Genomic DNA, 14,543 nt, shown 5'->3' on the forward strand with positions numbered 1-14,543 from the left:
CATGACACACACCTCCGTGGACGAGGCGCTCGACACCGCCGATCTCGCCGACATTCTAAAGGCGCTGCCGCATCGCTATCCGATGCTGCTGGTCGACCGTATCGTCAACATTGACGGACTGGATTCGGCGGTCGGCATCAAGAACGTCACCTACAACGAGCCCCATTTCATGGGCCACTTCCCCGGCAATCCGATCATGCCGGGCGTCCTGATCATCGAGGGCCTGGCCCAGACCGCCGGCGCGATCGGCATCAAGAGCCTGGGCATGGACAAGCCGGCGCTCGTCTACTTCATGTCGATCGACAAGGCCAAGTTCCGAAAACCCGTCGTGCCGGGCGATGTGCTGGAATACCATGTCCGGCTGATCAAGCGGCGCGGCTCGATCTGCCGCTATGAGTGCATCGCGAAGGTCGCCGGCGACATGGTTGCCGAAGCCGAACTGACGGCCATGCTCTCGCCGAACGATGCCAAGCGCGGAGGCGGGCTCTGAGATGGACGCGCAATCGACATTCGTTCACCCCACCGCACTGGTCGAGACCGGGGCGACCCTGGGCGCAAACGTGCGCATCGGCCCGTTCTGCCACGTCGGCTCGGAGGTCACGCTCGGCGACGATGTCGCTCTGATGAGCCATGTATCGGTCACCGGCCCGACCGTGCTGGGCGCCGGATGCACCGTGCATCCCCAGGCGGTGCTCGGCGGTGCGCCGCAAAACACCGCCTATAAGGGCGAACCGACCAAGCTGGTCATCGGCAGGAACGTCACGATCCGCGAAGGTGTGACCATGCACCGCGGCACCGGCAATGCGCGCGGCGAGACCGTCGTCGGCGACGATTGCATGTTCCTGGCCTATTCTCACGTCGCCCATGACTGCGTCATCGGGCAGCGCGTGACGTTCGCCAACAATGTGATGATCGGCGGCCATGTGACGATCGGCGATCATGTGATCGTCGGCGGCGGCGGTGCCATCCACCAGTTCTGCACCATCGGCAACAACGCCTTCATCGGCGGGCTGACGGGGGTCGCCCACGACGTCATTCCCTACGGTCTTGCGATGGGCAGCCGGGCCTATCTGAGCGGCCTCAATCTTGTCGGGCTCAAACGCTCGGGCATGGACCGGGCCGACATCACGGCCATCCGCCATGCCTATCGCGACCTGTTTGCGGACAATGGCCGCTCGGTCAGGGAAAACGCCGAGGGGCTGGTCGATGCCTATGCCGGCATCGAACCGGTGCAGCAGATGGCGCGCTTCGTGCTCGACGGCGCCAAGCGGCATCTGACGACGCCGCTGAGCGGCGCCGATGCGCGCCGCGCGGAAAACCACGCGGGATAAGACATGGTCCGGGCTCCGCAGGATGGGTCCGGTGCGCCCCTTGCCATCATCGCCGGGGGCGGGCAGGTTCCGCTGCATCTGGCCCGATCGCTGTCGGACAAGAACGTTCCATTCGTTGTCGTCATGCTCGAAGGCGACGCGGATCCGGCGCTGGCCGAATACGAGCATATCGCCGTCAACACCGCCGAACTGAGCCGATTCAAGCGCTACATGCTCGATCGTGGGGTCGAAAAGGTCACTTTGGTCGGCACGGTGAAGGGCCGGCCCGACATCGGCCTGTTCCGCCCCGACTGGACGACGCTGCGCCTGATCGCACGGATCGTGCGCGCGCTCGGCAAGGGCGACGATGCGCTGCTGCGCGCGGTTGTGGCGATGATGGAGGATGGCGGACTGACGGTGGTCGGCGCGCACGAGATCGAGCCCGATCTGCTGGCGCCCGCCGCCCGGCTTGGAAAGGTTTCCGTGCCCAAGAGCCAGAAAGCCGCCATCGAGGCCGGAATCGTCGCCGCCAATGCGCTTGGCGCGCTCGATGCCGGGCAGGCGGTCGTCGTGCTTGGAACCCGGGTGGTCGCGCTCGAAGGCGCCGAGGGCACCGATGCGATGCTGCAACGGGTTGCGGACCTGCGCGCCATCGGCCGGCTGGGCCGGCGCAAGGGCGGCGTGCTCGTCAAACTGCGCAAGCCCGGCCAGGACATCCGTGTCGACATGCCGACAATCGGACGCAACACGGTCGCCGGCGCCGCGTCCGCCGGCCTTGCCGGCATTGCGGTGCATGGCGAAAACACGCTGGTGATGGACCGCCAGACAACGATAGCGGATGCCGACGCCGCCGGTCTCTTTCTGGTCGGTCTCGATCCGCACGCCGTCGAACGGACATGGACCGGGGAGCACACGCGGTGAGCCATGACAAGCGCAACGGCCCGCTGATCGGCATCGTGGCCGGCGAACCGTCCGGCCAGCTTCTCGCGGCCGACCTGATCGCCGCGCTAAACGCGCGGCTGGGTACGCCCGTGCGCCTGGTCGGTGTCGGCGGCCCGCCACTCCAAACCCATGGGCTCACATCGCTTTTCGACCCGGACGAGATCGCGCTGATGGGGCTGACCAGTGTGGTCCGCGCCCTTCCGCGTCTCGCCCGCCGTATCGGGCAGACCGCAAACGCGCTGATCGCCGCTCGGCCCGACTGCCTGATCGTCGTCGACAGCCCGGACTTTTCGTTGAGGGTCGCAAAGCGGGTCAAGAAGCGCCTGCCGGACCTGCCGGTCGTCAAATATGTCGCGCCGACGGTCTGGGCATGGCGGCCGGGCAGGGCCCCGGCGATGCGTTCCTATGTGGACCACGTCCTGTCGATTCTGCCGTTCGAGCCGGCCGTCATGGCCGAACTCGGCGGGCCGGAAACCCACTATGTCGGCCACCGGCTGATGGCGGACGACGCGCTGCAGCGCTGCTGGGAAGCCAACACGGCGCGAACCGCGCGCGCCGATGGCTCAACGGTCAATCTGCTGCTGCTGCCGGGATCGCGCCGGTCGGAGGTGCGCGCGCTGCTCGATGACTTTCGCCAGGCGGTCGACATCATGCGCGAGCGCGGCAATGCGCTGTCGATCACGCTGCCCACATTGCCGCATCTGGAGCGGCAGGTGCGCGATCATGTGCTGGGTTGGCCCGATGTCGTCCGGGTCACGACCGGGCGCGACGCCCAGATCGAGGCGTACGGGACGGCCGATGTGGCGATTGCGGCGTCCGGCACCGTGCTGCTCGAACTGGCGTTGGCCGGCGTGCCGGCGATCTCCTGTTATCGCTCCGATCCGCTGATCCGCCGCGTCGCCGAGCGGTTGTTGACGACATGGTCGGCCGCGCTGCCCAACGTCATCGCCGACCGGCCGGTGATCAACGAATATTATGACGAGATGATCCACCCCGGCATGCTGGCGCGGCTGGCCGAGGAACTGGCCGAGCCGGCCGGCGCGCGCAGGGCCCTGGTCATGGAAGGCTATCGCACGGTGCGCGACCGGATGCGGGTCGACGAACCGCCGAGCGCCAGGGCCGCGGCCATCGTTGCCGGCATGCTCGATGAGCGCGGCGCGGCATAAAAAAAGCCCGCGACGAATGACGCCGCGGGCTGGCAACAACGTCTTGCCGGCGTTCAGCGCTTGGAGAGCGGCACGTAATCGCGCTGGACTTCGCCGGTGTAGAGCTGACGCGGCCGGCCGATCTTCTGGCCCGGATCCTCGATCATCTCCTTCCACTGGGCGATCCAGCCGACAGTGCGCGCGAGCGCGAAAAGGACGGTGAACATATTGGTGGGGAAGCCGAGCGCCTTGAGCGTGATGCCCGAATAGAAATCGATGTTCGGATAAAGCTTCTTTTCGATGAAATATTCGTCGGTCAGCGCCATTTGTTCAAGCTCCATGGCAACCTCGAGCATCGGGTCGTCCTTGATGCCCAGTTCGCCCAGAACCTCGTGCGTGGTCTTCTGCATGATCTTGGCGCGCGGATCGTAATTCTTGTAGACGCGGTGGCCGAAGCCCATCAGGCGGAACGGATCGTCCTTGTCCTTGGCGCGGGCGACGAATTCCGGAATGCGGTCGGCGCTGCCGATCTCGGCCAGCATGTTCAGCGCCGCTTCGTTCGCGCCGCCATGGGCCGGACCCCAGAGGCAGGCAATGCCCGCCGCGATGCAGGCGAACGGGTTGGCGCCGGACGAGCCGGCGAGCCGCACGGTCGAGGTCGATGCGTTCTGCTCATGGTCGGCGTGCAGGATGAAGATGCGGTCCATCGCGCGGGCCAGCACCGGGTTGACCTGATACTCCTCGCAAGGCACGGCGAAGCACATGCGCAGGAAGTTGGACGCATAGTCCAGATCGTTCTTGGGATAAACGAAGGGCTGGCCGATCGAGTACTTGTAGGCCATGGCCGCGATCGTCGGCATCTTGGCGATCATGCGCAGGCTTGCGACCATGCGTTGATGCTCGTCGGAAATGTCGGTGGAGTCATGATAGAAGGCCGACAGGGCGCCGACCACGCCGCACATGATGGCCATCGGATGCGCATCGCGGCGGAATCCGGTGAAGAACCGGTTCATCTGCTCATGGACCATGGTGTGGTGCGTCACGCGGAAGTCGAAGTCTTCCTTCTGCACCTTCGTCGGCAGATCGCCGTAGAGCAGCAGGTAACAGGTTTCCAGAAAGTCGCCATGCTCGGCGAGCTGGTCGATCGGATAGCCGCGATGCAGCAGCACGCCCTCGTCACCGTCGATGAAGGTGATCTTGGATTCGCACGATGCGGTCGAGGTGAAGCCCGGATCGTAGGTGAACTTGCCGGTCTCGGCGTAGAGCCTTGAGATATCGACGACATCGGGCCCCACAGAGCCCGAGCGGACTTCAAAGGAGTGGTCGGTGCCTTCAACGTTCAGGGTTGCACTCTTGTCGGTCATGGCCTCTCCTTCAATCGCTTCTCGTCTAGAAACCCGGGCCCGATTTTGCGTTGCATCAAAACCGGTTCGGGCGGATCGTTGCGGCCTAGCTAGCCCATTTGCCCCGGAGTGCCAAGCTAGCCCAAAGCCCTATTTGTGCATTGCACAAGTCACATTCGCGTCGGTGCGTCACGCCATCACGTCGGCGATCCGCGCCAGTGATTCCTCGCGCCCCAGAACGGCGAGCACGTCGAACACGCCCGGCGAGGTGGCGCGGCCCGTGAGCGCCGCGCGCAACGGCTGGGCGACCTTGCCAAGCTTCAGTTCGCGGCTTTCGGCAAAGGTGCGCACCGCCGCATCGAGCGTATCGGCCTGCCAGTCGTCGACGGCCGACAGCGCCGCATGGGCACCGGTGAGAAGCGCGCGCGCATCGGCGTCGAGAATGCCGGCCGCCTTGTCGTCGAACGAAAGCGGCCGGGCATCGAAAAGATAGGCGGCGCTGTCGACGAGCTGCACCAGCGTCCTGGCGCGCTCCTTCAGTCCCGGCATGGCGGCAAGAAGCTGCGCGCGCCGGCCCTCGTCGGCGAGCTTGGCGATCAGGTCGGCCCCGCCCTCGATATGCGGCAGCAGCACACCGATCTGTTCGAGCAGGTGGACGTCGTCCGCATGGCGGATATGGTGGCCGTTGAGCGCCTCGAGCTTGGCAATGTCGAACCGCGCCGCGCCCTTGTTGACGTCGGCGATGTCGAACCATTCGATCATCTGTTCGGTCGACATGATCTCGTCGTCGCCATGGCTCCAGCCCAGGCGCGCCAGATAGTTGCGCAGCGCCTCGGGCAGATAGCCCATCGCGCGATAGGCTTCGGCGCCCAGCGCGCCGTGGCGCTTGGAGAGTTTGGCGCCGTCGGGACCGTGGATCAGCGGAATGTGCGCCATGACCGGCACGTCCCAGCCCATGTGACCGTAGATGATCTGCTGGCGGGCCGCGTTGGTCAGATGGTCGTCGCCGCGAATGACGTGGGTGACGCCCATGTCGTGATCGTCCACAACGACGGCGAGCATGTAGGTCGGCGTGCCGTCCGAGCGCAAAATGACGAAATCGTCGAGATCGGCGTTGGGAAAGCGCACATCGCCCTGCACTTGGTCGCGCACGATGGTTTCGCCGTCGCGCGGCGCCTTGATGCGGATGACCGGATCGACGCCTGCGGGCGCCTCGGAGGGATCGCGGTCGCGCCAGCGGCCGTCATAACGCGGCGGGCGGCCTTCGGCGCGGGCGGTCTCGCGCATCTGCGTCAATTCTTCCGGGCTGGCATAGCAGCGATAGGCGTGGCCTTCGGCGAGAAGCTGGTCGGCGATCTCCGCGTGCCGGCCGGCGCGCGCGAACTGGGAGACAGGTTCGCCCTGCCAGTCAAGTCCGAGCCAGGTCAGCCCGTCGATGATCGCATCGACGGCCTCGGGCGTCGAGCGGGCTCGGTCGGTATCCTCGATCCGCAACAGCATCGTGCCGCCGGTGTGCTGCGCGTAAAGCCAGTTGAACAGCGCCGTGCGCGCCCCGCCAATATGCAGGAAGCCGGTGGGCGAGGGGGCAAAGCGCGTGACAACGCCGCTCGTCATGGAAAGCTCCGGTCATGGTGGCTTTTGGCCGCGCGATTGCGGCGGCCCTGGGTGCGCCGCGCGGGGCGTGCGTTCTCGTACCACACAATCGCCAACTTGCAAGCGCGCCGCCGCCGCCGCACACTCGGCGCCGACGGCGGTCAAGGCACCTCCGCAAGGGTGAGCGCGTGACGGGTTCGGGTGAGGCAGGCGCACGGCACCGACGGGGCGAAACGTCCGAAAGGGACGAGCGCCGCGCCTTTGACTTCGCGCCCTTGGCGCCGGACGAACTGCGCGCACCGCCGGCAGCCGAAAGCCAAACCGCAGCGCCGCCGTTCCCGGTCGAGCGCGATCCGGATCAACCGCCGACGATACGTCGAGCCAACCCGACGCACCTTGCCCTGAAGGCGCTGAAGGAGAGGTTTCCGGCGGCACTGGCCGAGGAGACCGAGTTCGGCACGCCGTTCCTCTTCGTGCCGGTCTTGCTGCTGGCCGGCGCGGCCGCCTATTTCGCGCTTCCGGCGGAACCGGCACCCCACAATCTGCCGCTGGCGCTGGGTCTTGCGGCGCTGCTGTGGTGGCTGGCTGGCCGGCGGTCGCGGATGGCGGCCCGGATTTGTCTGGCCGCGCTCATCGTGCTGGTCGGCATGGCGACCGCGCAGTGGCACACCATGGCGCGCGGCACGCAGATGCTCGGCTCCGCCGTCACCACTCATCTGACCGGCCGGATCGTGCGCATCGAAACCCGCGCCAACGGATCGGTGCGCTATACGCTCGATGTGCTGGAGACGGCACGCCCCGCATTGCGCCATGTGCCGGACCGTCTGCGCGTCACCACCCGCAGCCCTGCAGGCAATGTACGCGTCGGCGACGGGCTGACGGGCGTGGCGCGGCTTTTTCCGCTGTCGGGACCGGCGCGGCCGGGCGGTTATGATTTCGCCTTTCACGGCTATTTCGCCGGCCATGGCGCCAACGGCTTCTTCTATGGCGCGCCGGATCGGGTGGCCGTCGAAGCTCCTGACGGCGTGCGGGCTCACCTCGCCGGCCGTCTGCAAAATGCGCGCTTGTGGCTCGGCGACCGCATCCGGTCCGCCGCGCCGGGCGAGGCAGGCTCCGTGTCCGCCGCGCTCGTCAATGGCGACAAGTCGGGCATTCCGGAGCCTGTCAACGAGGCGCTGCGCGTCTCGGGGCTTGCGCACATATTGACGATTTCCGGGCTGCACATGGCGCTGGTCGCCGGCACGGTGATGATGACGCTCCGCGCGATTCTTGCCCTGTCGGGCCCGGTGGCTTCGGCCCATGCGGTGAAGAAATATGCGGCGAGCGCGGCCTTTGCGGCGATCTTCGTCTATCTGTTTCTGGCCGGCGCGGGCGTTGCCACGCAACGCTCATTCGTCATGCTGGCGGTGATGCTCGGCGCGCTGATGCTCGACAGGACGGCGATCAGCAAGCGCAACCTCGCCATCGCCGCGATCATCGTCATCGCCGTCGCGCCGGCCAGCGTCGTCGGGCCGAGCTTTCACATGTCGTTTGCCGCGACGCTGGCGCTGATAGCGCTTTATGACGGCTGGAACCGCGCCCGGATTGCACGGGCACGGCAGCGCGGCGATACGCCAATCCAAAGCGGGACCGCGGCGGCCGCGGCCAACGCTTGGCGGTTCGTGGCAGCCCTTGCGGCCACTTCGATCGTCGCAGGCGCCGCCAGCGGGCTTTATGCGGCCTATCATTTCCAGCGCGTGGCTGTCCTCGGCCTGGTGACCAATCTGGCCGCGATGCCGATCGTCTCGTTCCTGACCATGCCGCTGGCGATATTGGCAACGCTCGCCATCCCGTTCGGCATCGACGGGCCGATCTATGCGGCGATGGCAGCGAGCGCCGGCTGGATCCTGTCCATCGCGCAATGGGTCGCCGAACGGTCTCCCGACGGGATGGTCGGCGCCATGTCCGCGGGCACCATGCTGGCGGCGACGGTGGCGCTGGCCTGGCTGTGCCTGTTCCGCACTTGGCTGCGCTGGGCGGCGATCCTGCCCGCATGCGTCGCGATCGTGCTTGCCCGGCAGGGCGAACTGCCGATCGCTGTCATCTCCGAGGACGGCAGGCAGATGGCGATGATCGGCGACGATGGCACGCTGCGCGTCAACCGTGCGCGGCCGAACGGGTTCATCCTCGAACAATGGCAGATGGCCTATGCGGCGCGGACGGTGACCAGGCCCGTCTCCGTCGATGATCCATTCACCGAGGCTCCTGACGGCACTGGACGGGAAAGCGCGATGCGCTGCAACGGGACGGTTTGCATGGCAAATGTGCGCCACGCATCTGGCGCTTCGGTCGATATCGCGATCCTCACGGAACCGGCGGACGGACCGTTGAGCGGAGGTGAACTGTGCCGGCGATTCGATCTGATCGTGCTGGCCTATGCGCCATCAACTGCGCACTGCAACGACGGCACGCTGGTGCTGACGGCGCAGACGCTTGCCCTGCAAGGCAGCGCGGAAATCGCAGTCCGAACCGATGCTTCAGGCGAACCGAAACTGACGGCACGTCATGCGATCGGCGCATCCTTGCGGCCCTGGCACGATCACCGTCGATGGAGCCGGGCGGCCCGCAACCTCGCCGAAAGGAATTAAACGCGCTGGCCCGGCACGCTGCGTGCCGACAATAGCCACATCGCCCAACCACCCGCCAGATCGGACCGGTTCCTGATCCGCTTTAGCGCCTGACCCTCAGTAGCGCCGGACGAGACCGACCAGCCGCCCCTGTATCCGCACCCGGTCGGGCCCGAAAATGCGGGTCTCATAGGCTGGGTTGGCCGCTTCCAGCGCAATCGAGGCGCCCTTGCGGCGGAAACGTTTGAGGGTGGCTTCCTCGTCATCGACCAGAGCGACGACGATCTCGCCGGGATTGGCCGTGTCGGTGCGTTTGATCACCACCGTGTCGCCATCGAGAATGCCGGCATGGATCATCGAATCGCCCTCGACATCGAGCGCGTAGTGTTCGCCCTTGCCCATCATGTCGGGCGGCACGACCAGCGACCGCGTCTGGTTCTCGATCGCGGAAATCGGAACACCGGCGGCGATCTTGCCCATCACCGGAACGCTGAAATCGTCATTGGCGCCATCGGGCGCCTCGCGCGGCGGAGCGGCGGGAACGGACGGGGCGGCGGGCCGGCCAAGGCCGCCCTCGACCACGCTCGGCGAAAAGCGCTGGCGCACCTGGTTGATCGGCTGCATCGCCTCGGGCAGCTTGATCACTTCCAGCGCCCGCGCCCGGTTGGGCAGGCGGCGGATGAAGCCGCGCTCCTCGAGCGCGGTGATCAGCCGGTGGATGCCGGACTTCGACGCCAAATCCAGCGCCTCCTTCATTTCGTCGAAGGATGGCGGGACGCCGGTCTCCTTGAGCCGTTCATTGATGAACATCAGGAGGTCGAGTTGTTTGCGTGTCAGCATGGCGAATCCGGAAACAAACGAAAACAAATGTCGAACAGACGTTAACTGTTCCATTTGTGTTCCGCAAGGGATAAAATCCGGTTAACGCCTGCAATGCTGCGTGCAGTCGTGTCGAACGCCGGCGGCGCAGCGGCGATGTCAGTCGCGCGGGCGCACCATCAGGCCGAACGACAGGGCGGTGGCGCCGGTCAGCACGGTGACGGCGGTGGCGATGGCGTAGATCGTGATCATGACGGTTCTCCCAACAGGCACAATGACTGTGTTTGTGCCGGTGAAAACGCGCGGGCGATGTGATAGGTTGCACACGGCGATGCGTTTTCACGGTTCGAGGGAGTGGATGATGGCCGGTCCGGGGCGATTGTTATGCGCAACCGCGCTTGCCACGCTGGGGCTGACCGGCGCGGCGTCGGCGACGGCAAGCGTCGCCTGCACCGGTGTCGACGATCCCGGAACGTCCGTTCTGCTGACGCTTGGACGTGTGCCGGTGCTGGCTGTGGTCAATGCGGTTATCGAAGCGGACGGCACGGTCTATGCGACCAATCCGCCGGAGGGCGAGGATGCCGAAACGATCCTGTTCGGGCAGGGCTATACGAGTTCCGAGCGCCTTTGGGCGGATTTCACCGATCCCAATGTCGAGGAGATCCTGATCACGCTGCGTCTCGAGCGCGCGTTCGAGGACAAGGCCGGCGCGGAAGCCGGAATTTTGCGGATCGTCGGACAGGGCGCCTATGCGGTGACCTGCGAAACCGGCTGACGCGCGCCGTCGTCGCCGATCATGAAGGCTTGCTGCCCGCCGAAAAGGCTTTGCAGGCGCGCCGCTTTTTTCCTACACGCACCCGATGAGCAAACGTTCGGCCATCTATGCGGGCTCCTTCGACCCGTTGACCAACGGGCACCTGTCCGTGCTGCGGGCCGGTCTCGCGCTGTTCGACCGCGTGACGGTCGCCATCGGCACCCATGCCGGCAAGAAAGGCCTGTTCGCTTTCGATGAGCGCGAAAGCCTGATCCGCGCCGCGCTGGACGAGGCGGGCCTTGCCGGCGACCGGGTGTCGGTAACCGCGTTCGACGGGCTGGTGGTCGATGCGGCGCGCGCGGCGGGCGCGGTCGCCATGCTGCGCGGCCTGCGCGATTCCACCGATTATGCCTATGAGATGCAGATGGCCGGCATGAACACGGCCATGGCGCCGGACATCGAGACCGTGTTCGTGCCCGCGGCGGCCGAAACCCGTCCCATCGCCGCCACATTGGTGCGCCAGATCGCGGCCATGGGCGGCGATGTGTCGCCCTTCGTTCCCGGCCCGGTGGAAAAGGCGCTCAAGGCGCGGTTTGCCGGCTGATCGAAAGCTGACACGAAAAGAGGCTCCTTCATGCGTTTGACACGACGAATTGTGCTGGCCGCCACCGCCGCGCTCGGCCTGACCGGCGCGACGGTTTCGATATCGATGGCCGAGGCCGATCCATCGGACACGATGGTCATCACGCTCAAGGACGGCGAGGTGCGCGTCGCGCTCAGGCCCGATCTGGCGCCGAAGCATGTCGAACAGATCAAGACGCTGGTGCGCCAGGGCGCCTACGACAATGTCGCCTTTCACCGCGTCATCGACGGCTTCATGGCGCAGACCGGCGACGTCCAGTTCGGCGACATGGAAGACGGGTTCAGCCTGCGCCGCGCCGGCACCGGCGGCTCCGACCTGCCGGACCTTCCGGCCGAGTTCTCGGGCGAGCCCTTCATGCGCGGCGTCGTCGGCATGGCACGCTCGCAGAGCCCGAACTCGGCCAATTCCCAGTTCTTCATCATGTTCGACGAGGGCCGTTTTCTCGACGGCCAGTACACGGTCGTCGGCAGCGTCGTCAGCGGCATGGAATATGTCGACAACATCACGCGCGGCTCGCAGGCGCAGAACGGCGCCGTCGCCGACCCCGACCGCATGATCAAGGTCGAGATGGCCGATCAGTAGTCACACGATTTCAAGGAGAGGATATCCCATTGGCTTACAAGGACCCCGAGAACACGCTCGTCATGGAAACCACCAAGGGCGAAGTCGTGATCGAGATGAAGCCCGATCTGGCCCCCGGTCATGTCGCGCGCATCAAGGAACTGGCGCGCGCGGGCGACTATGACGGCGTGGTCTTCCACCGCGTCATTGACGGCTTCATGGCGCAGACCGGCGATGTGCGTTTCGGCAAGAAGGGCGGCGCCCATTTCGATCCCGGCCGCGCCGGCATGGGCGGCTCGTCCAAGCCCGATCTCAAGGCCGAATTCTCCGGCGCCAACCATGGCCGCGGCACCTGCTCGATGGCCCGCGCCCAAAACCCCAATTCGGCGAACTCGCAATTCTTCATCTGTTTCGAGGACGCCTCGTTCCTCGACAATCAGTACACGGTCTGGGGCGAGGTGATCGAAGGCATGGACAATGTCGACCGGATCAAGCGCGGCGAGCCGGTGCAGGATCCTGATTCGATCGTCTCGATGAAGGTCGCGGCAGACCTCTGATAGCGGCCGTCATGCGTCTTGCAGGGCGCCGCGCCGCGGCGTCCTGTTTTCATTTTGGGGATCGATCGTGCGCGTCGATGAGTTCGATTTTGACCTGCCCGAGGAACGGATCGCGCTGCGCCCGGCCGAGCCGCGCGATGCGGCGCGCATGCTTGTGGTGCGCGATACCGGCCTGACCGACGCGGGCGTCATGGACCTGCCGTCCTTCCTGTCGGCGGGCGACCTGATGGTGTTCAACGACACGCGCGTCATCCCGGCCCAGCTCGAAGGGACCCGCGAGCGTGACGGCCAGATCGCGTCCGTAGGCGCGACGCTGCACATGCGCGAGGGCCCCGACCGGTGGAAGGCGTTCGTGCGCGGCGCCAAGAAGCTGCGTGTCGGCGACCGCATCCGGTTCGGCGAAACCGCAGAAGCCTGCCTTGCCGGCGCGCTCGACGCGACGGTCGCCGAGAAGGCCGAGGGCGGCGAGGTGACGCTCGCCTTCGATCTGGCCGGTCCCGACCTTGACGCCGCGATCGCCCTGGCCGGCCACATTCCGCTGCCGCCCTATATCGCGTCCAAACGCGCCGACGACGAACGCGACCGCACCGATTATCAGACCGTCTATGCCCGCGAGGACGGCGCGGTGGCCGCGCCCACGGCCGGCCTGCACTTCACCGACCGGCTGTTCGACAAGCTCGATGCGGCCGGCGTCAACCGTGCCTTCGTCACGCTGCATGTCGGCGCCGGCACGTTCCTTCCGGTCAAGGCCGACGATACCGACGACCACAGGATGCACGCCGAGATCGGCCATGTGTCCAAAGCGACCGCCGCGCTGATCAATCAGACCCGGGCGCGGGGCGGCCGGATCGTCTCGGTCGGCACGACCTCGCTGCGGCTGCTCGAAAGCGCCGCCGATGAGGCGGGCACCGTCCATTCCTTCGCCGGCGCGACCGACATCTTCATCACGCCCGGCTACCGGTTCCGCTGCGTCGATGTGCTGATGACCAACTTCCACCTGCCGCGCTCGACGCTGATGATGCTGGTGTCGGCCTTTGCCGGGCTCGAGACCATGCGGGCCGCGTATGCCCATGCGATCGAGACCGGCTACCGCTTCTATTCCTATGGCGATTCCAGCCTACTGTTCCGGAACGATCCCGATGGCTGAGTTCGGCTTTGCCCTCCATGCGACCGACGGCGGCGCACGGCGCGGCACCGTGACGACCGGGCGCGGCGCCATCGCAACGCCCGCCTTCATGCCAGTCGGCACCGCCGGGACGGTCAAGGGGCTCTATCTTGATCAGGTCAGGGACGCCGGTGCTGACATCATCTTGGGCAACACCTATCACCTGATGCTGCGCCCGGGCGCCGAGCGGATCGACCGGCTCGGCGGCCTGCACCGCTTCATCGGGTGGGACAGGCCGATCCTGACCGATTCGGGCGGTTTTCAGGTGATGAGCCTGTCGGCGCTGCGCCAGATGAGCGAAGAGGGCGTCACCTTCAAGAGCCATGTCGACGGCGCCATCCACGAGATGAGCCCGGAACGCTCGATCGAGATACAGGGACTGCTCGGCTCCGACATCCAGATGCAGCTCGACGAGTGCGTCGCGCTGCCCGCCGAAGCGGACACGATGAAGGCGGCGATGGAACTGTCGCTGCGCTGGGCCGAGCGCTGCCGTGTCGCGTTCGGCGACAAGCCGGGCAAGGCGATGTTCGGCATCGTGCAGGGTGGCGACGACGAGAGCCTGCGCGAGCAATCCGCCAGAGCGCTCACCGCGATGGATCTGAAAGGCTACTCGATCGGCGGTCTGGCGGTCGGCGAACCGCAGGCCGTAATGCTGGCCATGCTGGACGTGGTCTGCCCGATCCTGCCGGCGGACAAGCCGCGCTATCTGATGGGCGTCGGCACGCCCCAGGACCTGTTGCGCTCGGTCGCGCGCGGGGTCGACATGTTCGATTGCGTCATGCCCACCCGTTCGGGCCGGCACGGTCTCGCTTTCACGCGGCGCGGCCGCGTCAACCTGAAGAACGCCCGCCACGCCGAGGACCACCGGCCGCTCGACGATCAGATGGATTGCCCGGCCTCGCGGGACTATTCGCGCGCCTATCTGCATCATCTGATCCGGTCGGGCGAAATGCTCGGCATGATGCTGCTGAGCTGGCACAACACGTTTTATTATCAGTGGCTTATGCGTGAGATGCGCAACGCCATCGAGGAGGGGCGCTTTGCCGCCTTCGCCGCCGAGACCGAGGCGATGTGGGAGGCCGGCGACATCGCGGCCTTGTAGCCG

General features: G+C 66.3%; 14 protein-coding genes. 11 read left to right on the top strand and 3 right to left on the bottom strand.

Translation table 11 applies throughout. The annotated features are described in order from the left end of the window. Position 1: 1 nt before the first annotated feature. Genes fabZ through lpxB form a run of 4 tightly spaced genes read left to right on the top strand, consistent with a single transcriptional unit; the run spans position 2 to position 3,418 of the window. Positions 2-490: a 3-hydroxyacyl-ACP dehydratase FabZ gene (fabZ, locus tag ACOQOU_RS00700; protein WP_306025562.1), complete on the top strand. Its 489-nt coding sequence runs from the start codon at positions 2-4 to the stop codon at positions 488-490. Position 491: 1 nt separating this feature from the next. Next, positions 492-1,331 carry an acyl-ACP--UDP-N-acetylglucosamine O-acyltransferase gene (lpxA, locus tag ACOQOU_RS00705; RefSeq protein WP_306025563.1) on the top strand — a complete coding sequence of 280 codons (840 nt, stop codon included), beginning with the start codon at positions 492-494 and terminating at the stop codon, positions 1,329-1,331. A gap of 3 nt (positions 1,332-1,334) precedes the next feature. Further along, positions 1,335-2,231, top strand: coding sequence for an LpxI family protein (locus ACOQOU_RS00710; protein WP_306025564.1), 897 nt, complete (start codon positions 1,335-1,337; stop codon positions 2,229-2,231). After that, positions 2,228-3,418: a lipid-A-disaccharide synthase gene (lpxB, locus tag ACOQOU_RS00715; RefSeq protein WP_306025565.1), complete on the top strand. Its 1,191-nt coding sequence runs from the start codon at positions 2,228-2,230 to the stop codon at positions 3,416-3,418. Before ACOQOU_RS00710 ends, lpxB begins: the two co-directional genes overlap by 4 nt. Before the next feature lie 53 nt (positions 3,419-3,471). Here lpxB and gltA read toward each other — a convergent pair whose 3' ends face one another. Both gltA and gltX read right to left on the bottom strand, forming a co-directional pair. Next, positions 3,472-4,761 (bottom strand): citrate synthase, encoded by a 1,290-nt coding sequence (gene gltA, locus ACOQOU_RS00720; protein WP_109767155.1) that lies wholly within the window; start codon positions 4,759-4,761, stop codon positions 3,472-3,474. A gap of 168 nt (positions 4,762-4,929) precedes the next feature. Beyond that, on the bottom strand, positions 4,930-6,354 hold the full coding sequence (gene gltX, locus ACOQOU_RS00725; protein WP_306025566.1) for a glutamate--tRNA ligase: 1,425 nt from the start codon (positions 6,352-6,354) through the stop codon (positions 4,930-4,932). A 167-nt stretch (positions 6,355-6,521) separates the two neighbouring features. Between gltX and ACOQOU_RS00730 the strand changes: the two genes are divergently transcribed. Further along, positions 6,522-8,960: a ComEC/Rec2 family competence protein gene (locus ACOQOU_RS00730; RefSeq protein ID WP_306025567.1), complete on the top strand. Its 2,439-nt coding sequence runs from the start codon at positions 6,522-6,524 to the stop codon at positions 8,958-8,960. A 96-nt stretch (positions 8,961-9,056) separates the two neighbouring features. Here the strand turns inward: ACOQOU_RS00730 and lexA are convergent, their stop codons facing one another. After that, positions 9,057-9,779 (bottom strand): transcriptional repressor LexA, encoded by a 723-nt coding sequence (gene lexA / locus ACOQOU_RS00735; protein ID WP_109767213.1) that lies wholly within the window; start codon positions 9,777-9,779, stop codon positions 9,057-9,059. A 337-nt stretch (positions 9,780-10,116) separates the two neighbouring features. On the opposite strand from lexA, the gene ACOQOU_RS00740 reads away from it, so the two are divergent. The 6 genes from ACOQOU_RS00740 to tgt all read left to right on the top strand — a co-directional run bounded on the left by ACOQOU_RS00740 (position 10,117) and on the right by tgt (position 14,540). Further along, positions 10,117-10,533, top strand: a complete 417-nt coding sequence (locus tag ACOQOU_RS00740) for a hypothetical protein (RefSeq protein ID WP_420578762.1) — start codon at positions 10,117-10,119, stop codon at positions 10,531-10,533. An 85-nt stretch (positions 10,534-10,618) separates the two neighbouring features. Next, positions 10,619-11,116, top strand: coding sequence for a pantetheine-phosphate adenylyltransferase (gene coaD, locus ACOQOU_RS00745; protein WP_306025569.1), 498 nt, complete (start codon positions 10,619-10,621; stop codon positions 11,114-11,116). A 30-nt stretch (positions 11,117-11,146) separates the two neighbouring features. Next, positions 11,147-11,737 (top strand): peptidylprolyl isomerase, encoded by a 591-nt coding sequence (locus ACOQOU_RS00750; protein ID WP_109767150.1) that lies wholly within the window; start codon positions 11,147-11,149, stop codon positions 11,735-11,737. Between the two features lie 29 nt (positions 11,738-11,766). Beyond that, complete coding sequence (locus ACOQOU_RS00755) at positions 11,767-12,273, top strand: peptidylprolyl isomerase (RefSeq protein ID WP_306025570.1); 507 nt, start codon at positions 11,767-11,769, stop codon at positions 12,271-12,273. Positions 12,274-12,340: 67 nt separating this feature from the next. Continuing rightward, positions 12,341-13,420, top strand: a complete 1,080-nt coding sequence (gene queA / locus ACOQOU_RS00760) for a tRNA preQ1(34) S-adenosylmethionine ribosyltransferase-isomerase QueA (protein WP_306025571.1) — start codon at positions 12,341-12,343, stop codon at positions 13,418-13,420. Beyond that, positions 13,413-14,540 carry a tRNA guanosine(34) transglycosylase Tgt gene (gene tgt, locus ACOQOU_RS00765; protein ID WP_306025572.1) on the top strand — a complete coding sequence of 376 codons (1,128 nt, stop codon included), beginning with the start codon at positions 13,413-13,415 and terminating at the stop codon, positions 14,538-14,540. Before queA ends, tgt begins: the two co-directional genes overlap by 8 nt. The last annotated feature ends 3 nt before the right edge of the window (positions 14,541-14,543 follow it).

The sequence above is a fragment of the Oceaniradius stylonematis genome (assembly GCF_965223445.1).
GTDB classification, from domain to species: Bacteria; Pseudomonadota; Alphaproteobacteria; order Rhizobiales; family Rhizobiaceae; genus Roseitalea; species Roseitalea stylonematis.